Here is a 22,086-nt window from a genome sequence, read left to right as displayed (position 1 = left end):
AATCCAAGCCCGGCGAAGAATGATGTAAAGAAAAAGATACGTCGGTGTTTGGAAGGAATGAAGGACCATGTTCATAGGCAAGTCTCAAATGTTCGGTGTCGATCTCGGCACGTCGAATACGAGAATATACCGGAAGGGAATCGGCATCGTTCTGCAAGAGCCTTCCGTCGTCGCTGTCCGCTCGGGAACCCGCGAGGTCGTCGCCTACGGGAGCGAGGCGGAAGCCATGATCGGCAGGACGCCGGGCAGTCTGGAGGTCGTTTATCCGCTCATCGATGGGACGATCGCCGATTTCGAGCTGGCTTCGGCCATGCTCCAGCATTTTATCGGCAAGGTTCAGGGCAAAAGGAGCTTGCTGCGCGGCAAGGCGGAATACTATATCTCCGTTCCGTGCGGCATTACCAGCGTACAGAAACGGGCGGTGGAGGACACGGTGCTCCGCAACGGGGCCAAGCGGGCGGTCGTGATCGAAGACCCGATCGCCGCCGCGTGGGGCGCCGGCCTGCCGGTGGATGAGCCGGGCGGCAACATGATTCTGGATATCGGGGGCGGCAAAAGCCAGATCGCGGTCGTCTCGTTGGGCGGCATTGTGGTCAGCCGATCGGTGAACAGAGGCGGCATGTCGATCGACAAGGACATCGCCGACTACGTAAAGAAAACGTATAATCTGGAGATCGGCCAGCGGACCGCGGAGGAGATCAAGAAAAGACTGGCGTTCGCCGTCCCGGCGGACGAAGAGGCGCGGATGGAGGTCAGAGGGAGAGATACGGTGCTCGGTCTGCCCCGAAGCATCACCCTCGGCTCCGGCGAAATCTCCGATCAGTTGGATGCGTTTTTTGCCGTGTTGACCGATTCGATCCGGGCGACGCTCGAGCGTTGTCCGCCCGAGCTGGCCGGGGATTTGCTCGAGAAGGGCGTGACTTTGTGCGGAGGCGGGGCGCTTCTTCACGGTATCGGCGACCGGCTCCGGGAGGAAACGGGCGTGCCCTTCCATTTGCCCGAGCATCCGGATGAGTGCACCGTTCTCGGAATAGGCAAGCTGTTAAGCGGATCGAGGAGCAGGAATCCGGTCCGGTTGAACGCCATCAACGCGTAGCGCTCATTCCGCGAAGCAGGCCTTCCGCCGGGAACTCTCTTCATAAGCGCGGAGCAAATCGTTCCGCACGAGGGGTACCGTTCACCGCCGAATCCGTTATAATAGGGGAGAGAAACGCGACTGGAATACAGAAACAGGTCGCATGACTGGGAGGATTCGGATGGAGTTCAGACCTTGTATCGATATTCACGGGGGGAAGGTCAAACAAATCGTCGGCGAGTCGCTGCGGGCGGACCGCCACGTGATTGAAAACTTCGTGTCGGAGCACGATCCGGCTTATTATGCGGCCATGTTCAAAGCGGACAACCTGCGCGGCGGCCACGTCATCATGCTGGGCAGCGGGAATCAGGAAGCGGCATTGCAGGCGTTAAGGGAATTTCCCGGCGGGTTTCATATCGGGGGCGGAATCAACGATCAAAATGCCGGCTTTTTCCTCGAGAACGGCGCTTCCCATGTGATCGTAACTTCGTTTATTTTCAACAACGGACGATTGAATCTGAAGAATCTGGAGAAAATCGCGCGGGCGGTCGGCAAGGAGCGGCTGGTGATCGACTTGAGCTGCAAATCGGTCGACGGCAAATGGCGCGTCGTCACGAATCAATGGAGCCAGGTGACCGACTTCGAGATCAACCGGGCCAATATCGAATTTTTGGAGTCATATTGCGACGAGCTGCTGATCCACGCCGTCGACGTCGAAGGCAAACGGACCGGCATTCAGGAAGATCTGGTGCGCGATCTGGCGGAGCTCGTGTCGATCCCGACGACGTATGCGGGCGGCGCCACCTCGCTGGCCGATCTGGACTTGTTCGACCGCATCAGCCAAGGCAAGCTCAACATCACGATCGGCAGCGCGCTGGACATTTTCGGGGGAGACCTGCCGTATAGAGAAGTGGTGGAGTATTTCCACAGACGAAACGGCTAGCGCCGGATAACAAAAAGCAAAGCCCGCGTACTGACGCGGGCTTTTGTCCGCTCGGGACGGCCTCATTCCATCGGATCTTCCTCGTCTCGCACGACGTTCTCGACGATCCATTCCGCTTCCGTCTCGAAATTGAGCCGCAGCGGATCGGGAAGCCGATCGACGATGTCTTTCACCAGGGGCAGCTCCATAAACGCCTCCAGCGAAGCCGGCCGTTCGCTTAACCCGTCTGTCCACCGGCGAAGCTCCTCTACCATCGCATAAAAGGAATCCTGGAACGAATCGGCCGACGATTCCGCGTCGTCCATGTCGGCGTCCGCCATTCTCTCCCAGTTCCCGAGCATGACGTCCAGCGCTTTTTTCACTTGATCCGGCATCGAATTCCTCCTCGGTTCGCCGTCACGGCGCTTGTCAAATGGATAAAGTTCCCGATCTGCACCGATTGTCTCACATTTCGCGTCGATTGTATAACCGATCTTACTCTCTATCGCCGGGAGCGTTGCGAAGCAGGAATCCCGCTACAAGGTGAAGAATAGAGAGGAAGCTGCCGAATCCACCCATGCAGGAGGTTATGCCCGGGCGGCGAATTCATCATGTGAAAAATCAGGGAGATGGAGACTTGTACCTGCTGCTTTTTTATTTGGCGGTCATGAATCTTGCCAGCTTTTTATGGATGAGGTCGGATAAAGCGAAAGCCCGAAGAGGGGAACGCCGCATTCCGGAGAAGCGGCTTTTTGCCGCGGCTGCGGCGGGAGGAGCGCTCGGCGTATGGTTGGGCATGAGGACGTTCCGGCATAAAACGAAGCATGCGTCCTTCACGGTCGGGATTCCCTTGCTGATCCTGCTCAACGTAGCGGCGGCCGGCTATATCGCGGCGTTGATCCGTTAAGGCGTTTCCAGAGAAGAAACCCGAAGGCTGCAAGGTTTCTCATTCGAGCGAGCCGCGTCCCGCCTTGAGAGCTGCGGCGGGGAATGCAAAACCGCTGCCGGCAACGCCGTTACCCGCAAGAGGACCGCCTGTGCGAGAGGCGGTCGAATTCGGGTGGTACCACGACACATGGCGGCGGGTGTCTATTCGTATTTGCCGCTAGGCAGAAGAGTTCTCCGCCGGATGGAGGCGATTATTCGGGAGGAGATGGATCTCGCGGGCGCGCAGGAGGCGCTGCTCCCGGCTCTGCAGCCGACAGGGTCAAATTCAAGGATGCCGATCTGATCGGCTGCCCGATCCGCATCGTCGTCGGGAAAGGCATCCGTCAAGGAATCGTCGAGTACGCGGAGCGCGGTCAAGGGGAGCGATCGAAATAGGTTTGCAGGAAGCCGTCTCCCGCGTAACGGATTGAGCCGGGGAGCGTTTCGGTTTCGTCCGACCGGACGGGTCAAGTTCGTTCTGATGTGGTAACGCCCCGAACCCGCATCGACCGTTTGATAAAAAGTCCGGAGCTATTTATAATAGATTCAGTTTAAATGGACAGCTTTGCATTGCGGCTGAGGAAGAAGGGGGGAATGAACTCTATGAATCAAGAAGAGCGCATTCGCTTTCAGGAGTTGTTTGCCTCCTTTCGGGAAGTCCATCAGGCGTATTATCAGGCCATGCAGTACATGACGCAAAAAATAGGGATGACGCCCATTCAATTTTTGACCTTGCGCATCCTGTCGGAGAAACCTTTTATCGGGTTAAGCGAGTTTGCCCAGTTGATCCGCGCCACCAACAGCACGGCGAGCGGCATTATCGACCGGATGGTGAAAAACGGCTTGGTTTCGAGGGAAACGCCAGCCACGGACCGTCGCTCGGTCGTCCTGTCGCTAACGCCGAAAGGAGAAGAAGTGTGGCATCAGGTCAACGAGATGCGGATGGATCACTTGTCGCCCATCTTGGAGATCACGCCGGAGGAACATCAACAGTTGATCCGGATTCACGGCAAAATCGTCTCGATCCTTCAGAAAATAAGAGACCGGAACACGGGCAGCGAATCATGAAGGCGGACCGGACCCAAGAATTCCTTGCTCTTGGGCTGGTCCGTTTTTGTTCGGGACCGCGAGCCCGTTGACAACGCGAATAAATCGGCCTAATATTTAAACAGTTGCAATATCATGACACTGAATATTTCGGTGGGAAGAAAAGGAGGAACCTATGGATGATCGGGTCGAACGGATTTATGTCGCCTTAAAGCAGTTTAAGCGCAACATGGAATCCGAACTGCTGCAAAACATAGATGCGGACATAACGGGACCGCAGATGTTTATGCTGTGTTCCATCTCGCAGCAGGAGAAATGCAGGCTGGCCCAGCTTGCGGACAGGATGGAAGTCAAACCGAGCGCCATTACGGTGATGATCGACCGGCTGGAAAAGCCGGGATACGTCAAGCGGGTGCCGGATCCGTCCGACCGAAGATCGACTCTGGTGGAGATCACGCCCGCCGGCCAGGAAGTGCTGGAGAAAGCGATCAGGAAGCGAAACGAAATTTTGCGCTCTTATCTGTCAAGGCTGCAGCCGGAAGAAGTCGAGCTTTTCGCCGAACTGCTTGAAAAGCTCGCGAACCACCGGAACGACGCATCCGACGGACATCAATGAACATTAAAGGAGCTTTCATCGTATGGAAGACTTGTCTCACAAACGAAAATTAACGATTATGATCGCCATCATCGTGGCGATGTTTTTCTCGGCGATCAACCAGACGCTTGTCGGTACCGCGATGCCGCGGATTATCGCCATTCTGGGAGGCATGGATCATTACACTTGGGTCATCACCATCTACATGCTGACCTCCACGATCGCAACCATTCTGGTCGGCAAGCTGTCCGATATTTACGGACGCAAGCCGTTTATTCTCGCCGGTATCGTTTTCTTTATGATTGGCGCGTTCCTCTGCGGGTTATCCGAAAATATCTTTCAATTGATCGCGTACCGGGGTATTCAAGGGTTAGGCGCCGGGATCATTATGGCGTCCGCATTTACGGCCGTAGGCGATCTGTTCGCGCCCCGCGAACGCGGTAAATGGACCGGCGTCATGATGGCGGTTTTCGGCTTTTCCAGCGTGATCGGGCCTGCGCTTGGCGGGTGGCTGGTGGACCATATGGCTTGGAAATGGCTGTTCTGGCTTTTCCTTCCGCTTGGACTCGTCGCGTTCGCAATGATCCTGGTGCTGTTTCCGAAGACCGAACGCAGACTCGGCGAGAAAATCGACTACCTCGGTTCGTTGTTCCTCAGCCTGACGATTGTCGCCGTCCTGCTCGGATTCTCTTGGGCCGGTACGGAATACGCGTGGAGTTCGCCGCAGATTCTCGGCTTGTTCGGAGCGGGACTTGTATTCTTGCTGCTGTTCCTGCTTGCCGAGACGAAGGCGCAAAGCCCCGTATTGCCCTTGTCGCTGTTCCGCAACGACATCGTCACGATCTCGAACGTGATCGGCTTCCTGATGAATGCCGGCATGATGGGCGCCCTGATTTATTTGCCGTTTTTCGTGCAAGGGGTGGAAGGGATTTCGCCGACATATTCCGGTTACGTCACGATGCCGATGTCCATCTCGATGGTGATTTTCAGCGCGATCGTCGGACGCAGGATTACCAAAACCGGCAAGTACAAGCGTTATGCGCTGATCGGGATGCCGATTATGGTTGCGGGCATGCTGATTATGGCATTCATGAACAGCGTATGGCTGGCCGTCATCGCCATGATCGTATTCGGCTTGGGCCTTGGCGTCGGAATGCCTGTCTTCTCGCTGACGGTGCAAAACGCGGTAAGCCCGGCGCAGCTCGGAGTCGCGACGGCGTCTTCCCAACTGTTCCGCAACCTGGGCGGGACGATCGGGATCGCGGTGATGGGCACGCTGATGGCGACCAGCCTGAAAAACAACATGAAGGAGGCTGCGGCGTCGTCCGGCGGCTTCGACATGTCGAAGCTGGACCCGAAAGTGGCGGAACAATTGGCGGCGTTCCAAAATCCCGAGATGCTGCTGGACCAACCGAGGCTGGAGCAGTTGAAGGAGACGCTGCCGGCGAACGTTCAGCCGGTCATCACCCAGATGGTCGATACGCTGAAGGATGCCCTCAGCCATTCGTTGACGACCGTATTCCTGGCCGGCACCGCCACCCTCGCCATCGCTTTTGTGCTCACCTTCTTCATCCGGGAAATTCCGCTCCGCACCTCGAACAAGTTGCCGGGTACGGGGTCGGAGGCCGAGCAGAAAACGGTTGGCGTTCCCGAACCGGTGGGTAATTAACGTCGCCGGCAACGGCCTATACAGAGACATCCCCGAACAAAACGTTGTTCGGGGATTTGTTTATGGGCGGCTGAGCCGTGGGGATAAGCTTATAAGGAATAAGCGGCTGGCGTTGAAGGTCCTATCGTCCGATAGGCCGCACATGGCGGAAGAGGACGGGTTGTAGTAAGATGATAGAAAACCAGTTTCAAGAAGGAGCTGCCATGTGCCGAAGCATCAAAACGTTGTACAATTTCGACCCGCCTGCAACGGATGATGAGATCCGCGCGGCGTCGCTTCAATTCGTGAGAAAACTTACCGGATTCGCCAAACCTTCCAAAGCGAACGAAGCCGCGTTTAACCGGGCGGTCGACGAAGTGGCCGCGGCCGCGCGGAAGTTACTGGATTCGCTTGTCACGACGGCCGGGCCGCGCAGCCGAGAAGTCGAAGCCGAACGGGCGCGCGCCAGGGCGGCCAAACGGTTCGGCGCTTCTGAACATTGAACGAGGTGAACGCCCATGTCATACAACTTCGATCAAATCATCGACCGCCGGAACACACGGTCTTACAAATGGGATCAAAACGAGAAGCTGTTCGGCGGCAAGGACGTGCTTCCGCTCTGGGTGGCCGATATGGACTTTCCGAGTCCGCCCGCCATCCGGGACGTGCTGGTCCAGCGCGCCATGCTGGGACATTACGGGTATGCGATCCGCACGGCAAGCTACTACGACGCGATTGTCGATTGGCTCCGCCGCCGGCACGGGTGGAGCATCCGGCCCGGCTGGATCTCCGACTCGCCGAGCGTCGTGACGTCGCTCAGTCTGGCTGTCCAGCTGTTCAGCGAGCCGGGTGAACCGGTCGTCATCCAGACGCCGGTGTATTATCCTTTCTACGACGTAATTCGCAGCAATCAGCGGGTCATCGCGAAAAATCCGCTGGTCCTGCGCAACAACCGGTATGAAATGGATTACGAGCATCTGGAATCGTTGTTCCAAGGCGGAGCCCGGCTGCTTCTGCTGTGCAGTCCCCACAATCCGGGCGGACGCGTCTGGCGGCGCGAAGAGCTGGAGAGGTTGGGAGCGCTCTGCTTGCAGTACGGCGTAACGGTCGTTTCCGACGAGATCCATTGCGACTTGACTTACCCGGGGCACCGGCATATCCCGTTCGCTTCGTTGTCTCCGGAGCTCGCGAATATTACGGTCACCTGCATGGCCGCGACAAAAACGTTTAATATTCCCGGTCTCCAAACCTCGTACATGATCGTCTCCAATGCGGACTTGAAGCGCAAGCTGGATCTCCGGTTAAAAACGCTGGGGCTGCACTCGGCGCAGCATTTCGCTCAGGACGCCGTGGAAGCCGGGTACAGGGAAGGGGAAGCCTGGCTTGAGGCGATGATGGATTATGTTCGCGGCAATCTGGAATATGCCTTGAACTATTTGAGCGAGCATCTGCCCGAAGCGGCGCCGCTCCTTCCGGAAGGCACCTACCTGCTGTGGGTGGACTTCCGCCGTCTCGGATTGGACAAAAAGGGATTGCAGGATCTGATGTTCCGGCGAGCCAAGGTGGCGTTCAGCGAAGGCTCCGTGTTCGGTACCGAGGGCGAAGGCTGGCTGCGCATCAATCTGGCCTGTCCGAGATCGATACTGGCGCAAGCGCTGAAGCAATTTTGCGACGCGGCCCGGCAAGTGGCCGGGTGATCGAACGGGAGAGCGGAATGATCGCCAGAGAGCAGTTGGAAAACAATCAGGTATGGATTTATTTGGGGACGCTGGCCGCAGCGGCGGGAGCGGGGCTGGTCTGGACCGGTATCGGTTCGGCCTTGGAGCAGGCCGTGCCCCTGACGCTCGGCGTCCTGATGTACGGGATGTTTTCGCAGATTCCGTTCCTGCGTTTGAAAGAGGCCTTAAGCAATCGGCGTTTTATATATGCGCTGCTGACGGTCAACTATTTGGCCATTCCGCTGTTCGTATGGTTCTTGACGAGGTTTTTGCCGGACCATCCGCCGCTGCTGCTGGGTGTTTATCTCGTTTTGCTTACTCCCTGCATCGATTACGTGATTGTATTTACGCATCTGGGACGCGGCAACGAGAAGCTGATGCTGGTATCCACTCCGCTGCTCTTTATTACGCAGATGCTGCTGCTGCCTGTTTATCTGTGGATGTTTATGGGCAGGGAGGCGGCGGACATCGTTCAATTCAAACCTTTCGTCGAAGCATTCCTGGGGCTGATCGCGCTTCCGCTCGCTGTTGCCGTGCTCGTGCAGGTGTGGGCGAGCCGAGGGCGGCGGGGGAAGAAGCTTCTTGAGGCTTCAGCCTGGCTGCCCGTGCCGTTTATGGCGTTAACGTTGTTCGTGATCGTTGCCTCCCAGATCGCAAAGCTGTCGGGTGCCGTCGAGCTGTTGCGGTATGCGATTCCCGTGTACGTGGTCTATATGGCCGTGACTCCCTGGATTTCCCGCCTGTTCGCGCGATTATTCAGACTGGACATTGGCGCGGGCCGGGCGTTGATCTTCAGCGGAGGGACCCGCAATTCTCTTGTCGTGCTGCCGTTTGCATTGGCTTTGCCCGGGGAGGCGGGCGCATGGGTCACTTCCGTCATCGTGGCGCAGACACTGGTGGAGATCATCGGCGAGCTGATTTATATCCGTCTGGTTCCGGGGGTTGTTCTAAAGGAAGAAGCCGGATAACCGTTCGATGGCGCATACGGCCCTGCCGCATAAATCAACATTCGACACCTTGCGCATCAATTTTGTCGGTTGTTATCGGCTAACCCGATCGGGTATGATTAGGATCCATTCAGTTATGCGGTTAGGAGTCGAAAGCAGAAATGAATCGAACGTGGTGGAAAGAAAGCGTCGTCTATCAAATTTACCCTCGCAGCTTTATGGATTCGAACGGGGACGGCATCGGAGATTTGGAGGGAATCCGGTCGAAGCTGGATTATTTGAAAGACCTCGGCGTCAACGTGCTGTGGATCTGCCCGATCTACAAGTCGCCGAACGACGATAACGGCTACGATATCAGCGATTATTACGATATACTGGACGAATTCGGCACGATGGCCGACTTCGACCGGCTGCTGGAGGAAGCGCATCGGCGCGGAATCCGCGTGATTATGGATCTGGTGATCAACCATACGTCGGACGAGCACCCCTGGTTTACCGAATCCCGCTCGTCGAAGGACAATCCGAAGCGGGACTATTATATTTGGCGTCCGGGCAAGAACGGAGCCGAACCGAACAACTGGGAATCGATCTTCGGCGGCTCCGCTTGGCAATACGACGAGCGGACCGGCGAATATTACTTGCACCTGTTCTCCACCCGCCAGCCGGACCTCAACTGGGAGAACGACGAGGTGCGCCGCGAGCTGTACAAGATGATTCGCTGGTGGCTGGACAAAGGCATAGACGGCTTCCGCGTAGACGCGATCACGCATATCAAGAAGATCGACGGGTTGCCCGATCTGCCCAACCCCGACAACAAGCGGTACGTTCCGTCCTGGGACGGCCACCGCAACCGGGAAGGCATACTGGACTGGCTGCGCGAGTTGAGAGACGAGACCTTCGCCAAATACGACATCATGACCGTCGGCGAAGCGAACGGCGTCGAGCTGCACCAGGCGGAAGATTTCGTCGGCGAACGCAACGGCGTGTTTAATATGATCTTCCAATTCGAGCATATGTCGGTCGATCACGGTCCCGGCGGCAAATGGGACTATAACCCGAACTGGAAGCTGACGGATCTGAAGCGGATTCTCAGCAAATGGCAGGAAGGGCTCGAAGGCAAAGGCTGGAACGCGCTTTTCCTCGAAAATCACGACGCGCCGCGTTCCGTATCGCGCTTCGGCAACGATTCGGAGAAATTCCGCAGCGTGTCGGCGAAGATGCTGGCGACCTGCTATATGCTGATGAAGGGCACGCCTTACATCTACCAAGGCCAGGAGCTCGGCATGACCAACGTTCGTTTCGAGACGATCGAGGATTACCGGGATGTCGAGATCATGAACCTGTACCGGGAAGGCAGGGCGGAAGGGAAATCGGAGCGGGAGATCCTGCGGGCCGTATACAGCCAAGGCCGGGATAATTCCCGCACGCCGATGCAATGGACGGCGGAAGCGAACGCCGGCTTTACGACCGGGACGCCCTGGATCAAGGTCAACCCGAACTATCCCGAGATTAACGTGCAGCGGCAGCTCCAGGATTCGGATTCCGTCCTCAACTATTACAAGCGGCTGATCGCCTTCCGGCAGAGCCACGATACGGCAATCTACGGCAACTACGAGCTGCTGCTTCCCGACGACGAACAGCTCTACGCATATGCGCGCAGGCTGGGGGATGAAGCGCTGATCGTCATCTGCAGCTTCTCCGAACGGGAGGCAACCGCAAGCTTGCCGGAGCCGTGGGCCGGATGCGAGGCCGAGCTTGTTCTCGGCAATTACCCTGCGCCGGAACACCTTGGACCTTCGCCGCTGCCGGACTTGATTGCGTTGAAGCCGTACGAGGCGCGCGTTTACCGGATCGGCAAGGCCGAAGCGCAATAAATCGGACGAATCTACGAATTCCCTCTTGCAACGTCGTGAAAGAGTGTGTAGTATAATCAACGTACAACTTCATCGTGCTCATATAATTTTGGGAATATGGCCCATAAGTTTCTACCGGATGACCACTGTAATCGTCCGACTATGAGTGAGAGCGAGTGCATCCCGGATTCCGTCCTCCAGCGCGACGCGGGGAACGGTCCGGACAGATGCTGGCACGCGGCGTGCCGCCATAAGGGATAAACCCCGGGGACAAGCTTCACTTGAGAAACCGCTCAAGGAGCTTGTCCCTTTTTTCATGTCGAGAAGGAGCTGTGGATGGCGATGAAAGTGCTTGAGGAACGCATACGCCAAGAGGGATTAATTTTGTCCGACACGGTGCTGAAAGTCGATTCGTTTCTGAATCACCAGGTGGATACGCGGCTCGCGCTGGAGATCGGCCGCGAGTTCGGTCGGATCTTCGCCGACGAAGCGGTAACGAAAGTGCTCACCATTGAAGCCAGCGGCATACAGTTTGCGATGGCGACGGGAATTGCGCTGAACGTGCCTTTTATTTATGCGAAAAAGAAAAAAGCCGTTACGCTCTCCGAGGAGGTGTATTCGGCGCCGGTGCATTCGTTCACCCGCGGGGAGACGTATCAAGTCAGCGTTTCCCGGAAATATCTGAGCCCGAGCGACCGGGTGCTGATCGTGGACGATTTTCTCGCGACGGGAGCCGCGCTGGTGGGTCTGGTGAATATCGTCAGGGAATCCGGGGCGAAGCTGGCGGGCGTAGGCTGCGTGATCGAGAAAAGCTTCCAGGAAGGCCGCCGGCTGCTGGAGGAGATGAACGTCCGAGTCCACTCGCTGGCCCGAATCGCTTCGATGTCGCCGGGCGAGATCCGGTTTATAGAGGAAAGCGCAATCCATCGCGTCAAGGAGACGGTATAAGATGTTAAGCAAACAACGAGTATTTGCCTTAGGCTTGCAGCACGTGTTGGCGATGTACGCGGGGGCTGTCGTCGTGCCTCTGATCGTGGGGGGAGCGCTTCAGTTATCCGCCGCCCAGATGGCGTATCTGATCGCGGCCGACTTGTTCACCTGCGGGATTGCCACGAACCTGCAGACGATGGGAACCAAGTATTTCGGCAGCCGCCTTCCCGTCGTATTGGGCTGTACGTTCACCGCTGTCGGCCCGATTATCGCCATTGCGTCTTCATCGAATCTGGCTACCGTATACGGGGCCGTGATCTTATCCGGCTTATTCGTCGTGTTGGCCGCTCCGTTGTACGGGAAGATGTTAAAGTTCTTCCCGACGATCGTCATCGGCTCGGTGGTCACGATCATCGGGTTGTCGCTGATTCCCGTCGCGATGAACAACGCGGCAGGCGGACAGGGAAGCCCCGATTTCGGCGAGCCGCGCAATCTGCTGCTGGCCGTTGTCACGCTGATCGTGATCCTGGTCGTGAACCGTCTGGCCAAAGGATTTATGCGGGCGATATCCGTGCTGATCGGCTTGGCGGCCGGTACGGTTGCCGGGTACTTCATGGGCATCGTCGATTTCTCGTCCGTCGGGGAAGCTTCCTGGGTCAGCATCGCGCAGCCGTTTTACTTCGGCGTTCCCCAGATCAGCTTGACGGCCGTGATCACGATGATTCTCGTCAATATCGTCAGCATGGTGGAGTCCACAGGCGTGTACCTTGCGGTCGGCAAGGCGACGGATCAGAAGGTCGAACCGGCGCAGATCGTGAACGGTCTGCGTTCCGAGGGCCTTGCGATTACGCTGGGCGGCATCTTTAACGCGTTCCCTTATACGGCGTTCTCGCAGAACGTCGGCCTGATCTCGCTGACGAAGGTGAAATCCCGGGACGTTATCTTTGCCGCAGGCGGCATCATGGTGGTCCTCGGCTTGCTTCCCAAGCTGGCCGCCCTGACGACCGTCATCCCCAATGCCGTGCTCGGCGGCGCCATGATCGTCATGTTCGGCTCGGTCGCGGCCTCCGGCATCTCGATCTTGTCGCAGGTCGATCTGCGCAAGGACGGCAATCTGCTGATCGCCGCCTGCAGCATCGCGGTCGGCCTGGGCTCGGCGACGCTGCCGCAGATGTTCGACCAACTGCCGGACTTCGCGAAGATGCTTCTGCAGAACGGCATCGTGTCCGGCTCACTGACCGCCATCGTGATGAACCTGTTTATCTCGAGAAAGAGCGAAGCGGTCCCGGCTGTCCAGCCGCATTCCTGACGGCTTTTGCAAGAAAACAGCGCCTCGTCCTTGTTCAAGGACGAGGCGCTGTTTTCTTCTTGACGCGAGACTTCACTTGGTCAGCCACCGGATCAGGTAGGCGATCAGAGAGAGCGCCGCGCTTAACAGAATGCAGGTCACGATCGGAAAGTAAAATTTGAAGTTTTCCTTCTCGACCACGATATCGCCGGGCAGACGGCCCAGATGGATAAAACGGCCCAGCAGCATCCAAAGCAGGCCGGCGACGATCAACGCGATGCCGGACCCGATCAGCAATTTGGCCATATTCATTTACCATCACCTTCTACAATTATACCCAAACCGGAAGGACTTGTTCCAGTTGTCCGGAGTTTATCGGACATATATTGCGGTTGAGGGTTATCTTATTGGCTCGGATCGTTGGCATTGCGGCCGTTCAGGATCATGAGTCGTTCAGCTTGTAGTAAGGAGCGTTGTCTGGCGTCCGGGCATGAAAGACGATCTCGATCAACGCCGTGTTGTGCTTGGGCCGGGTGCCCTGATAAGCGAGGCTGGATGTAATGAAGGCGTGCAGCTTTTCCCGGGGGGTTGCCGCCGTTTAGGTTCTCTCCATGACATAGGAGGCCTCGTCGTGGAGCAAGGTCATCAGCGTATGATCCATCAGATCGTTTTTGTCCTTGAAGTGGTACGAAATCAAAGCGGTGCTGATTCCGGCCCGTTTGGCGATTTGGGCCAGACTGGTGTTGACGTAGCCGATTTCATCCAGCGTGGCGATCGCCGCGTCGATGATTTGCGCGCGCCTCGCCTTGGCGATGAACGATTGTTTCTCGTGAGCAGGCAGACGGCTGTCACGATGGCGGCGCTGACGGCGATGCTGACGGTGATGAAGCGTGCAGGGTAATGAATAACACCGGAAGCGAAATGGAAACGATATATTGGACAAAGGAAGCGGGGAGGTGATTGCTATTCGGCCCATGAACAAAATCTCTCTGTTGCAAGGGTATATTCTCGTTGTGATGGCCATCGGCATCTTGAATCACGTGATCGTTATTCCGATATTGCTGACGGCCGCCAAGCGGGATGCATGGTTGTCCGTTCTGGCGGCGTTGGCGATTACTCCGGTATGGATCGCTTGTTTGTCCTACATCATCAAGGACATGAACGGAATCCCGCTCAGGATTTGGCTGTCACGGCATTTTGGTGGAGCGCTGGCCAAGATTCTGCTACTTTTTTTCTCCATCCAGTTGTTTTTCATGGGAACCCTTTCGTTAAAGGATACGATTTCATGGACCGTGTCCTCCTATTTGCCGCAAACGCCCATATTTGCTGTCGTGCTTGCGACCGTGACCGGCTGCGTGCTTGCCGCTAACGCCGGTTTGCGTTCCGTTGCCATCGTCGCGGGGATTTTGCTGCCGATGGTGATCGTGCTTGGCGATTTTGTCTCGATCGCCAATTTTAATTACAAGAATTACGATCTGTTGTTCCCGGTCATGGAATACGGGATGACACCGATCTGGAAGGGGGTTACATATGCGGCCGGAGGCATATTGGAACTGTTCGGGCTGCTTTTTTTTCAGGAGCACTTGTCAAAGACGCCGAAATACTGGAGCCTCCTGATCGTCAGCATCTTGTTGGCCGGTCTGATCATGGGACCGCTGACGGGTTCCATCGCCATTTTTGGACCGGACGAGGCGGCCGAGCAGCGGTATCCCGCTTTTGAACAATGGCGTATGGTGCAACTTGGGCGATATTTGGCTCACCTCGACTTTTTTTCCATTTATCAATGGCTTTCCGGCATGTTTATCCGGGTGTCGCTGGTCTTGTTCCTGATCGTCGACTTCTGGAAGCCGAAGACCAGATGGATCTGGCTGGTTTTGACCGGCGTCCTCATGATCGTCGTTGTCGTCCTGCCGATCAGCGATGCTCTATTTGTGGTTTTTCTCGAAAAAGTGTATTTCCCTGTTTTCCTATGCTTGGTGCTTGGTTTGACTGTGCTGTTCGTATCGAAAATATGGATTTCCAGCTTCGTAAGAAGGTGAACGCCGATGTCCTTAAGAGCATGGTTAAATCGATGGTTCAACCGGCTCGGCTCCGAATCGAACCGGCCCGGGATGCGGGAATATGCGAAATCGCGTCCGATGCCGAGGCAAAAGGCGGCTCTGAATGCCAACCATGTATTGGCGTTGTTCAGCCCATGCGGCGACGTCAAGCATCATGTGTATTCGTTGAAACCGGACGATCCCGATTCAACCGTTATCTTCGTTTATTGCGAAGGCTTGTGTGATACGCAACAAATGCTGAACGAGGTGGTTCTTCCAGCCCTGAACCAATATTACGAAATTTATGGCTTTTCGGACGTAAATCTGCTGTCGAAGGCCACTCAATTGCAGTTGGAATGGTTCCAGGAGGACGATTGGGAGAAAAGAGCCGAACAGCAAATATTCGAAGGCAGGCTCATTTTGTTTATTCCGGCTCTTCACGCGCTTGGCTCCGTGGACATCGCCTCGATGCCGACACGGCAGCCGGATGATTCGCACATCGACATTTCGGTGCGGGGGTCAAGGGACTGCTTTGTCGAAGAGGTGGCGACGAATATCGCGCTGATCCGCAAACGCATCCGATCGGTTACGTTGGCGTCGGAGACGATTGTGATCGGCGAACGCACGAAGACGAAAGTCGGATTGATGTATTTAAACGATATTGCTAATTCCAATATCATCCAGGAGGTGCGAGCGCAGCTTCGGAGCGTTAACATTGACGGGATATTCAGCGCGACGCAACTGGAGGAGCTGTTATCGCCTTCGCTTTCCATGTTTCCGCTGATGGTGTATACGGGACGCCCGGATTGGGCGGTCAACTGCTTGTTAAACGGACGCTTCGTTCTGCTCGTGGAAGGAACCCCGGCTGCCCTGATCGCCCCGGCCACTTTAACCATGGTGCTTAAAACGCCCGAGGACAACCACATTTCGTGGTTTTCCGCTTCCTTCGGGCAATCGATTCGTCTGCTGGGGCTGGTTGTGTCTTTATTGCTGCCGGCCTTTTGGGTTTCATTGCTGGCTCACCATCAGGATCAAATCCCGTTTTTTCTTCTCGCGACCATCACGATGAACCGGCTCGGCATTCCGCTGTCGATCACCCAGGAAATGTTCCTGGCCTTAATTTTTTTGGAAATCTTGAGGGAGGCCAGCGTCCGTCTCTCGCCTTCGATCGGTTCGACGCTGACGGTCGTCGGAGGATTGATCATCGGCGACGCCGCCATTCGGGCCGGATTTCTGTCTCCGGCGATTGTCGTTATCGGGGCGATTACGCAGGTATTCGGCGCAACCATCGCCAATGTGTCTTTGATCGGAACGGTCAGCACGCTGCGTTTTTTTATTTTTTTCCTGGCCTCGCTGTTCGGCTTGTACGGATTTTTCCTGGGCGTGTTTATCCTGCTGATTCATCTGGCGAGCTTGCAGTCCTACGGCGTGCCGTATTTGGCGCCGTTGTCCCCGCCGTTTTTCAAGGATATGGCGCACGTGTTTTTGCGGATGCCGTGGCCATGGAAAAAAAGGCGGCCCTCCTTGCTGCGTCCGAACGATCAAACCAATCAGGGAGATGGCGCGACATGAAGCGTTTGAACGTGTCGTTGGTATTGCTCGCGATGGTTGCGGTTACGACCGGTTGTTGGAGCAACCGGGAAGTGCACGACATCACGTACCCTTCCGCCATCGGCGTCGATTATCAGGACGGAGATTATATCGTCTATCTCCAAATATTGGACTTTTCTTCGGTTGCCAAGCTGGAAGGGCAGCAAAAAAAGACGGAAGCTCCCGTCTGGGTCGGAAAGGGGGCTGGCAAGTCCTTTACGGAGGCGGCTAACCGTTTGTATCGAACGTCGCAGCAATTGGTGACATGGGGGCACGTCGAAGCCATTGTGTTCAGCGAAAGCATGCTGCGGGACAACAGGTACCAGGAAGTGCTGGAACTGGTCAACCGCTACCGGGAAATTCGTTACTTGATTTGGGCATTCAGCACCAAAGAACCGATCGACGAGTTGTTTAACGTCATTCCGTTTTTCAGGCTGTCTCCGAAATCTTCCATTCTGAACAATCCGGAGGAAATTTACCGGCAACGTTCGTTGATCCGGCCGATCAGGCTCTATCAATTTATTATGTTGATGAAAGAAAAGGCGCTCGCCGCTTATTTGCCGTGTTTGACGATCAACCGCGATCAGTGGATGGAAAGCGGCCGAAACCACTCCCTGCTGGAGTATAACGGCCTGGACCTGTTTCAATCCCAGCGGTATATGGGTCAAATGAAGGTGACCGATTTGGAAGGACTTCCGTGGATGCGCGAAGACACGGTACGCATGCCTCTTCCGATCGGCGAGGAAGACAAACCGGCCGCCGTGCTGGTTCTCGAAAACCCGAACATTAAAATCAAGCCCGACGTTCAGGGCGATCGCGCGTATTTTGACGTCACCGTCTCCGTGAAGGCCCAAATCAACGAGCAGCATCAGGAATTGACGGAACGCGAATTGGTGCAATTGGCCGGACAGAAAATAGAAGAGCAGATCCGGTCCACATACCGGAAAGCATACGAGCGGAACGTGGATATTTATAATTTGGGCGAATCGCTGTTCCGGCGCAATCCCGCCACTTTTCACCGGCTGACGGACGGAAACCGGTTTATCTTGCATCAAGACGCTCTGCGCAATGTCAAGGTTACGGTTCGTTTGAGCAGTACCGGAAGATATAAATTTCAACCCGGCATGTCCGACAGCGGTACGAATCCGTAACGAACGTTGCCGAACGGCCGGAGTCCCGTTTCCCTTGAACGCCATCCGGCCCATGCCCGCATAAGTCCGCGGGTTCTTGGAACAATACTTTCTCGGGAGGAGCCGGAGGCGGCTCTCTCACCCTAACCCTCAGGAGGAATTGCAGCATGTACGGAAACTATAATCTGGCGAACCAACTGCACCAATGCCAAAGCGTGATTCACCAACTGATCAGCCAGACCCAGCAAGCTTCCCAGATGTATCAGCAAATGCTTCAACAGGAGCAGCAGAACAGCCAGCAGTTGGAAGAGATTGCGCGTCGCGAGCAAAAAGCGGCTCAACTGATTCAAACGGCGCTGCAAGGGCATCAAATGGCAATCCAGCAAATGCAGCAAGTGTCTCAGCTTTGTCATCAGCTTGAGCAATCCGTCAATCAGATCAATTCGTTCAGCCAGCAGGCGCAGATTCAGCAGCAGCCTTACCGCGGCGGCGCCTACAGTCCGAGTCACCAATAAAACGCCGCATGCCAAAAAACCATCGCGAACATTCGCGATGGTTTTTTGGCGAGCAGGCGCATCGCACGCCTTAAGCGGTCACGCAGGCCTCGAATAGCCGGGATATTTGACAACGGGCCATTTTTCTTTGCGCAGCGCCGACAGCAATTCGGGACCGACATGGAGATAGAAGCGACCAGATCGGCCGCGATGGTCTTGGAGATGGGGTAGGAGAGGAGCGGCTTCGATATGAGTTTCGTGCAACGGGATGGGACTATGGAAAAAACGAACATTCGGGGGAGAGGAACAAGGGGGGGAGTGCATCGGGGCGCAAGGAAGCTTCGTTAATTCGGCGGGAATCGCTTGCTGTTCTTGGCGTCCATGCTTTGGCCCGGCCGCTCCGGCCTCGGGCGGTACCGTTCGGCGCGCGGTTCCCGTCTGATCATCAGGTCCCGGCGCGTAAGCCGCTCCCATTCCGCTTCGCGGAATTCCCATAGCTTCTCCGTTTCAAAACAGGTATACATGATGTCGAATGCCCTCCTGTAGATGGTTTGGATGATGGTGGCAGCCGGTTTTCATTATGCTCCCGCCGAGAGGAGAATAAAAGGGCGCAATTGGCTCTAATTGTTTTTCCCTGCGGCGCCCCCGGCGGGAACAGGCGATGGGCATCGGGGCGGTGCGCGAAAAGCCGGCTCGGACGCTTCCGCCTGTTTCTTCGATTCCGCTGGAGCCGGGGTATGCATCATGAAATAATGAGCAGAATAGGGGTTATCACGGTGTATTCGATCATGGCCATTTTGTTTACGCCGGTGGCGGGTTATTTGTCCGACCGGTTGGGACGCAAAGTGGTCATCATTCCAAGTCTGATCGTCGCCGGAATCGGCGGAGCCGTATGCGGAGCGGGAGCTTTTCTGACGAACAACGCCTACGCCGTCATTTTGGCGGGGCGCATGCTGCAAGGAATCGGAGCGGCCGGGGCGATGCCCATCGTGCTGCCCTTGGTCGGCGATATGTTCAGGAGCGAGGAGGAAGTCAGCTCCGGACTCGGTCTGATCGAGACGGCCAATACGTTCGGCAAGGTGCTGAGTCCGATTGCGGGCTCCGCGCTCGCTGCCATCGCCTGGTTCATTCCGTTCTGGACGGTTCCCGCTTTGTGCCTGATATCGGTTGTGCTCGTGATCGCATGGGTCAAAAAGCCGAAGCCGAAACAGAACGAAGAACCGCCGCTGCCGCTGCCGCTTGCTTGGCCGTCGAAGGCATCGTGGGCCGCATCGCGTGCCTAAGCACCGCCGGGTTCGGAATCGGGATGGCGCTTCCGTGCCTGGACGCGCTGCTCACGGAAGGAATCGAGAAGAAGCAGCGGGGCACCATCAGTTCGCTGTACATCGCATCGGCATGAGGTTCGCCGGCGTCGCGGCAGGGCCGCCGGCGGCGGCTTATCTCATGAAGACGTATGCGCCGTCTCTGTTCTGGGGCATGGCGGGGATAGGGGCCGCCGCCGCGGCAATCGCCTTGTTCGCGATCCGGCCTGGATCGAAGGCTCGGACCGCGGGCTCCCTGCAGCCGCAACAGGGGTGATTCCCGCAGCGACGAGAGGGAGAGCCGTAACGGTTTGCGGCTCCCCCTCGATGTTCCTCATATTTCTCCTCCGTTCAGGTTGACATTCCGGTATAACCGGATTTTCGCATCCTCCAGATGTTCGCTGACGATCCGCTTCAAATCCGATTGCGAGCCCGACTTGAGGGCTTGAATGATTTGTTGGTGCTGGTTCAGGGAGTGCAGCACCATTTCCTTGGTGGTCAGGGTGGTTTTCATCGCAAGGAAGCGGTAATTCATCATATTCCGGTACACTTCCAGAATCTTTTTGTTCCCCCCAATTTAATGAATTCCATATGAAAGAGCAGATTGTAATCCCCTTCGTGATAGGCTTCCAGGCGGGAGTGGCCGACGACATAGGTCGAAACCTCCTGTATTTTTTCCATGCTTGCAATGGCGGATTGAATCTCCGCCGCCGACCGTTTCGGTAAATGCTCGACCACCCAATGTTCGATCATCAGGCGGGTATCCATGATTTCCAGAACGTCTTCCGCCGAGATGGCCGTCACAAACGTCCCGACCTTGGACACGGTCTTCACCAATCCGTCCTTCTCCAGAAGGTTCAAGGCGTCCCGGACGGGCGTCCGGCTTACGCCGAGCTGCTCCGAGAGCTCCGGAATGGAGAGCTTCTGGCGGGGGTTGAACTCCCGCTTGATGATCTTATCCTTCAGGATCGAATACGTTCTGGGATCGCAGCCGACGCAGGGCAATATCGCCGGCGGGCTGTCCACGATAGAAGAGAAGGCGCTCGGCAACATCGAGAAGACGGGAAGCCGTCCGGTGATCAGCGTCTTGAAGCCGGCGGAAGCCCCGCGGAACGGCCCGGGCTTGTACTTTATGGATACTTCGTCGGCCGCGGCCGAGTGCGTGACGCTGATGGCGGCGGCCGGCGCCGTGGTGCATTTTTTCCCGGCGGGCCAAGGCAACATCATCGGCAATCCGATCGAGCCGGTCATCAAGATCACCGCAAATCCGAAGACGGCGCGCGCGATGAGCGAACATATCGACGTGGACGTCTCCGGTTATGCCATCGTTCCGGTCGCGGCGGCTCCCGTCTTGGGTCACGCGTTTTCTCCGTTTTTGAAAGGGAGGGGCGGGAAGGCGATCGCGGTCACCTTCGGCGTATGGAGCGCAGCGACCGAATTCTCCGCTTCTCTGGCTTATGCCGTCATCCTTGCCGTGCTGCTGGCGGCCGCCCGATGGATCAACAAGGGGAGGCCGACCTCCGCCGAAGCGGACGGCTTTCAAGTCGTATTCGGCATGCTGCTCCTGTCCGTCTACTTGGCCGCAAGCGGTTATTCCTGCGCCATCCTGGGACTGTGGCTGGTCAATTCTCTGCTGCTCGTCTATACGCACAGGCGGGAGCTGCGGCGATTCTTCGGACGGCTTCCGGCATCTCGCGGAAGGCTGTGAGCAGCAAAGCAAAGGGTTTCGGCGAATCGGCTTAACGGGCGGCGGAACGATCAACGGGGTGTAGCTCATGCAACCCAAATTGATGCCTCTAAGGGCTATCATATTTTTTTATTTCCGCCAAAAAGTTGAACAGTCTGCCTTATCCAAAATATTAAACTCGATCATTTTCTCAAGTAATGAGAAATCAACCGGACTATCCCACGGGATACGTACCAACTGCTTGGTGTGATCATAGCCAGCCTGCACAATCTGATCAGAAAAATGAATAATCCCCGCCCTTTCAGGGGCAACAGCCAAATGATGTCTGGATACGCTAAAGCCAATAATAAATGTGCCGTGATCGGTAAACATAGGCTGGTTCCACGCAATTTTGGGCATTAAATTCGGAAATTTCTTGGTCACCCAAGTCAAAACTTCTTCCGTTCGGGCTCGATGTTGCGGGTTATCAATCTGCGCTAAATATTCTGCAAAAACTTCCATGCTGTTCCCTCCTAAAATAAAACTTATGTCGTTCAGAGAAGTTCCTCAAACCCATTCATCGTTAAAACTCCTCACAGAATCTACTTATAGTTACCTACCATAAATCCAATTTTTAACTCTGTAACAGAACCCACAGAGACAGACTAAGTATATCAATGAAATGCTCGACTTACCAGAGCTGCAGATTCACCAAATGTTGTCCATCGATACCAAAGAACTTCACATAAGAGCCGTACCGATAGGGTTATCAACAGTGCTGCTCCAGTTGTGGATCACTGTCAAGAAAGTGGACACAACTTTTATCCTGCCTGGAGTTGCTCATAGTACCTTTTTTCGTACAAATACGGAGTCAGATAACCGATCGACGAATGGATACGGATGCGGTTATACTCCA

25 protein-coding genes, 2 pseudogenes and 1 riboswitch are annotated in these 22,086 nt (G+C 56.0%); of the genes and pseudogenes, 19 read left to right on the top strand and 8 right to left on the bottom strand.

Annotated elements, in window-relative coordinates:
• The first annotated feature begins 67 nt into the window (after positions 1-67).
• Positions 68-1,096, top strand: coding sequence for a rod shape-determining protein (gene mreB / locus FE781_RS14040; protein WP_138790262.1), 1,029 nt, complete (start codon positions 68-70; stop codon positions 1,094-1,096).
• A 160-nt stretch (positions 1,097-1,256) separates the two neighbouring features.
• Complete coding sequence (gene hisA, locus FE781_RS14035) at positions 1,257-2,018, top strand: phosphoribosylformimino-5-aminoimidazole carboxamide ribotide isomerase (protein WP_138790261.1); 762 nt, start codon at positions 1,257-1,259, stop codon at positions 2,016-2,018.
• A 62-nt stretch (positions 2,019-2,080) separates the two neighbouring features.
• On the opposite strand, the gene FE781_RS14030 is transcribed toward hisA, so the two are convergent.
• Entirely contained in the window at positions 2,081-2,392 is a 312-nt protein-coding gene (locus FE781_RS14030; RefSeq protein WP_138790260.1) for a hypothetical protein, read from the bottom strand.
• A gap of 242 nt (positions 2,393-2,634) precedes the next feature.
• On the opposite strand from FE781_RS14030, the gene FE781_RS14025 reads away from it, so the two are divergent.
• From FE781_RS14025 to FE781_RS13980, 11 genes are all read left to right on the top strand, one after another.
• Positions 2,635-2,904 (top strand): DUF1294 domain-containing protein, encoded by a 270-nt coding sequence (locus FE781_RS14025; RefSeq protein WP_138790295.1) that lies wholly within the window; start codon positions 2,635-2,637, stop codon positions 2,902-2,904.
• A gap of 153 nt (positions 2,905-3,057) precedes the next feature.
• Positions 3,058-3,228, top strand: coding sequence for a hypothetical protein (locus tag FE781_RS17530; protein WP_170209550.1), 171 nt, complete (start codon positions 3,058-3,060; stop codon positions 3,226-3,228).
• Positions 3,229-3,518: 290 nt separating this feature from the next.
• On the top strand, positions 3,519-3,992 hold the full coding sequence (locus FE781_RS14020) for a MarR family winged helix-turn-helix transcriptional regulator (protein ID WP_170209552.1): 474 nt from the start codon (positions 3,519-3,521) through the stop codon (positions 3,990-3,992).
• A gap of 154 nt (positions 3,993-4,146) precedes the next feature.
• Positions 4,147-4,587: a MarR family winged helix-turn-helix transcriptional regulator gene (locus FE781_RS14015; protein ID WP_138790258.1), complete on the top strand. Its 441-nt coding sequence runs from the start codon at positions 4,147-4,149 to the stop codon at positions 4,585-4,587.
• A 22-nt stretch (positions 4,588-4,609) separates the two neighbouring features.
• Positions 4,610-6,235 carry an MDR family MFS transporter gene (locus tag FE781_RS14010; RefSeq protein WP_138790257.1) on the top strand — a complete coding sequence of 542 codons (1,626 nt, stop codon included), beginning with the start codon at positions 4,610-4,612 and terminating at the stop codon, positions 6,233-6,235.
• A gap of 203 nt (positions 6,236-6,438) precedes the next feature.
• On the top strand, positions 6,439-6,717 hold the full coding sequence (locus FE781_RS14005) for a DUF2277 domain-containing protein (protein ID WP_138790256.1): 279 nt from the start codon (positions 6,439-6,441) through the stop codon (positions 6,715-6,717).
• A gap of 15 nt (positions 6,718-6,732) precedes the next feature.
• Positions 6,733-7,911: a MalY/PatB family protein gene (locus FE781_RS14000; protein ID WP_138790255.1), complete on the top strand. Its 1,179-nt coding sequence runs from the start codon at positions 6,733-6,735 to the stop codon at positions 7,909-7,911.
• Positions 7,912-7,928: 17 nt separating this feature from the next.
• The gene (locus tag FE781_RS13995) at positions 7,929-8,900 is read left to right on the top strand and encodes an arsenic resistance protein (protein WP_138790254.1); all 972 of its coding nucleotides are present in this window, start codon (positions 7,929-7,931) and stop codon (positions 8,898-8,900) included.
• A 140-nt stretch (positions 8,901-9,040) separates the two neighbouring features.
• On the top strand, positions 9,041-10,753 hold the full coding sequence (locus tag FE781_RS13990) for a glycoside hydrolase family 13 protein (RefSeq protein ID WP_138790253.1): 1,713 nt from the start codon (positions 9,041-9,043) through the stop codon (positions 10,751-10,753).
• Between the two features lie 58 nt (positions 10,754-10,811).
• Positions 10,812-10,915, top strand: a riboswitch (purine riboswitch).
• Positions 10,916-11,074: 159 nt separating this feature from the next.
• Positions 11,075-11,680, top strand: a complete 606-nt coding sequence (locus tag FE781_RS13985) for a xanthine phosphoribosyltransferase (protein ID WP_138790294.1) — start codon at positions 11,075-11,077, stop codon at positions 11,678-11,680.
• A gap of 1 nt (position 11,681) precedes the next feature.
• Positions 11,682-12,971, top strand: coding sequence for a nucleobase:cation symporter-2 family protein (locus FE781_RS13980; RefSeq protein WP_138790252.1), 1,290 nt, complete (start codon positions 11,682-11,684; stop codon positions 12,969-12,971).
• 72 nt (positions 12,972-13,043) lie between these two features.
• Here the strand turns inward: FE781_RS13980 and FE781_RS13975 are convergent, their stop codons facing one another.
• Together FE781_RS13975 and FE781_RS13970 are read right to left on the bottom strand one after the other, a co-directional pair.
• Positions 13,044-13,262: a DUF2905 domain-containing protein gene (locus tag FE781_RS13975; RefSeq protein ID WP_138790251.1), complete on the bottom strand. Its 219-nt coding sequence runs from the start codon at positions 13,260-13,262 to the stop codon at positions 13,044-13,046.
• Positions 13,263-13,548: 286 nt separating this feature from the next.
• A complete protein-coding gene (locus FE781_RS13970; RefSeq protein WP_246068180.1) occupies positions 13,549-13,926 on the bottom strand; it encodes a TetR family transcriptional regulator in 378 nt (125 codons plus the stop codon).
• On the opposite strand from FE781_RS13970, the gene FE781_RS13965 reads away from it, so the two are divergent.
• The 4 genes from FE781_RS13965 (at position 13,925) to FE781_RS13950 (ending at position 18,224) form a co-directional block, all read left to right on the top strand.
• Positions 13,925-14,989, top strand: a complete 1,065-nt coding sequence (locus FE781_RS13965; protein WP_138790250.1) for a GerAB/ArcD/ProY family transporter — start codon at positions 13,925-13,927, stop codon at positions 14,987-14,989. The genes FE781_RS13970 and FE781_RS13965 overlap by 2 nt on opposite strands.
• 6 nt (positions 14,990-14,995) lie before the next feature.
• Complete coding sequence (locus FE781_RS13960) at positions 14,996-16,561, top strand: spore germination protein (protein WP_138790249.1); 1,566 nt, start codon at positions 14,996-14,998, stop codon at positions 16,559-16,561.
• On the top strand, positions 16,558-17,730 hold the full coding sequence (locus FE781_RS13955) for a Ger(x)C family spore germination protein (RefSeq protein WP_138790248.1): 1,173 nt from the start codon (positions 16,558-16,560) through the stop codon (positions 17,728-17,730). The genes FE781_RS13960 and FE781_RS13955 overlap by 4 nt, the downstream gene beginning before the upstream one ends.
• A gap of 146 nt (positions 17,731-17,876) precedes the next feature.
• Complete coding sequence (locus tag FE781_RS13950; protein WP_138790247.1) at positions 17,877-18,224, top strand: hypothetical protein; 348 nt, start codon at positions 17,877-17,879, stop codon at positions 18,222-18,224.
• Between the two features lie 323 nt (positions 18,225-18,547).
• Here FE781_RS13950 and FE781_RS13945 read toward each other — a convergent pair whose 3' ends face one another.
• Complete coding sequence (locus FE781_RS13945; RefSeq protein WP_138790246.1) at positions 18,548-18,727, bottom strand: hypothetical protein; 180 nt, start codon at positions 18,725-18,727, stop codon at positions 18,548-18,550.
• A gap of 243 nt (positions 18,728-18,970) precedes the next feature.
• On the opposite strand from FE781_RS13945, the pseudogene FE781_RS13940 reads away from it, so the two are divergent.
• Positions 18,971-19,628 (top strand): annotated as a pseudogene (locus FE781_RS13940) (MFS transporter); the annotation flags it as partial.
• 210 nt (positions 19,629-19,838) lie between these two features.
• On the opposite strand, the gene FE781_RS13935 reads toward FE781_RS13940, so the two are convergent.
• The 3 genes and pseudogenes from FE781_RS13935 to FE781_RS18165 form a co-directional block, all read right to left on the bottom strand.
• Complete coding sequence (locus tag FE781_RS13935; protein ID WP_138790245.1) at positions 19,839-20,042, bottom strand: hypothetical protein; 204 nt, start codon at positions 20,040-20,042, stop codon at positions 19,839-19,841.
• Positions 20,039-20,272, bottom strand: coding sequence for a hypothetical protein (locus tag FE781_RS17855; protein ID WP_246068179.1), 234 nt, complete (start codon positions 20,270-20,272; stop codon positions 20,039-20,041). The genes FE781_RS13935 and FE781_RS17855 overlap by 4 nt, the downstream gene beginning before the upstream one ends.
• A 93-nt stretch (positions 20,273-20,365) precedes the next feature.
• A pseudogene (locus FE781_RS18165) lies at positions 20,366-20,530 on the bottom strand (GntR family transcriptional regulator); the annotation flags it as partial.
• Here FE781_RS18165 and FE781_RS18025 point away from each other — a divergent pair.
• On the top strand, positions 20,454-21,212 hold the full coding sequence (locus tag FE781_RS18025) for a glycerol-3-phosphate acyltransferase (RefSeq protein WP_379252373.1): 759 nt from the start codon (positions 20,454-20,456) through the stop codon (positions 21,210-21,212). The pseudogene FE781_RS18165 and the gene FE781_RS18025 sit on opposite strands and share 77 nt — an antisense overlap.
• Positions 21,213-21,320: 108 nt before the next feature.
• On the opposite strand, the gene FE781_RS13920 is transcribed toward FE781_RS18025, so the two are convergent.
• A complete protein-coding gene (locus FE781_RS13920) occupies positions 21,321-21,692 on the bottom strand; it encodes an iron chaperone (protein ID WP_138790242.1) in 372 nt (123 codons plus the stop codon).
• Between the last annotated feature and the right edge of the window lie 394 nt (positions 21,693-22,086).

The organism is Paenibacillus thermoaerophilus (genome assembly GCF_005938195.1).
In the GTDB taxonomy this organism is placed as follows: Bacteria; Bacillota; Bacilli; order Paenibacillales; family Reconciliibacillaceae; genus Paenibacillus_W; species Paenibacillus_W thermoaerophilus.
Note: the sequence above shows the minus strand (reverse complement) of the source record. Positions and strands in the feature narration are given on the sequence as shown.

Coding starts and splice junctions, on each gene's coding strand:
- FE781_RS14015 (WP_138790258.1), top strand. CDS start 4,147: ATGGATGATCGGGTCGAACGGATTTATGTCGCCTTAAAGCAGTTTAAG.
- FE781_RS13935 (WP_138790245.1), bottom strand. CDS start 20,042: ATGATGAATTACCGCTTCCTTGCGATGAAAACCACCCTGACCACCAAG.
- FE781_RS13985 (WP_138790294.1), top strand. CDS start 11,075: ATGAAAGTGCTTGAGGAACGCATACGCCAAGAGGGATTAATTTTGTCC.
- FE781_RS14005 (WP_138790256.1), top strand. CDS start 6,439: ATGTGCCGAAGCATCAAAACGTTGTACAATTTCGACCCGCCTGCAACG.
- FE781_RS13980 (WP_138790252.1), top strand. CDS start 11,682: ATGTTAAGCAAACAACGAGTATTTGCCTTAGGCTTGCAGCACGTGTTG.
- FE781_RS13970 (WP_246068180.1), bottom strand. CDS start 13,926: ATGGGCCGAATAGCAATCACCTCCCCGCTTCCTTTGTCCAATATATCG.
- FE781_RS13975 (WP_138790251.1), bottom strand. CDS start 13,262: ATGAATATGGCCAAATTGCTGATCGGGTCCGGCATCGCGTTGATCGTC.
- FE781_RS17855 (WP_246068179.1), bottom strand. CDS start 20,272: ATGGATACCCGCCTGATGATCGAACATTGGGTGGTCGAGCATTTACCG.
- FE781_RS14000 (WP_138790255.1), top strand. CDS start 6,733: ATGTCATACAACTTCGATCAAATCATCGACCGCCGGAACACACGGTCT.
- FE781_RS13950 (WP_138790247.1), top strand. CDS start 17,877: ATGTACGGAAACTATAATCTGGCGAACCAACTGCACCAATGCCAAAGC.
- FE781_RS13995 (WP_138790254.1), top strand. CDS start 7,929: ATGATCGCCAGAGAGCAGTTGGAAAACAATCAGGTATGGATTTATTTG.
- FE781_RS14020 (WP_170209552.1), top strand. CDS start 3,519: ATGAACTCTATGAATCAAGAAGAGCGCATTCGCTTTCAGGAGTTGTTT.
- FE781_RS13955 (WP_138790248.1), top strand. CDS start 16,558: ATGAAGCGTTTGAACGTGTCGTTGGTATTGCTCGCGATGGTTGCGGTT.
- FE781_RS13990 (WP_138790253.1), top strand. CDS start 9,041: ATGAATCGAACGTGGTGGAAAGAAAGCGTCGTCTATCAAATTTACCCT.
- hisA (WP_138790261.1), top strand. CDS start 1,257: ATGGAGTTCAGACCTTGTATCGATATTCACGGGGGGAAGGTCAAACAA.
- FE781_RS14030 (WP_138790260.1), bottom strand. CDS start 2,392: ATGCCGGATCAAGTGAAAAAAGCGCTGGACGTCATGCTCGGGAACTGG.
- FE781_RS14010 (WP_138790257.1), top strand. CDS start 4,610: ATGGAAGACTTGTCTCACAAACGAAAATTAACGATTATGATCGCCATC.
- FE781_RS13945 (WP_138790246.1), bottom strand. CDS start 18,727: ATGTATACCTGTTTTGAAACGGAGAAGCTATGGGAATTCCGCGAAGCG.
- FE781_RS18025 (WP_379252373.1), top strand. CDS start 20,454: ATGATCTTATCCTTCAGGATCGAATACGTTCTGGGATCGCAGCCGACG.
- mreB (WP_138790262.1), top strand. CDS start 68: ATGTTCATAGGCAAGTCTCAAATGTTCGGTGTCGATCTCGGCACGTCG.
- FE781_RS13960 (WP_138790249.1), top strand. CDS start 14,996: ATGTCCTTAAGAGCATGGTTAAATCGATGGTTCAACCGGCTCGGCTCC.
- FE781_RS13920 (WP_138790242.1), bottom strand. CDS start 21,692: ATGGAAGTTTTTGCAGAATATTTAGCGCAGATTGATAACCCGCAACAT.
- FE781_RS13965 (WP_138790250.1), top strand. CDS start 13,925: ATGAACAAAATCTCTCTGTTGCAAGGGTATATTCTCGTTGTGATGGCC.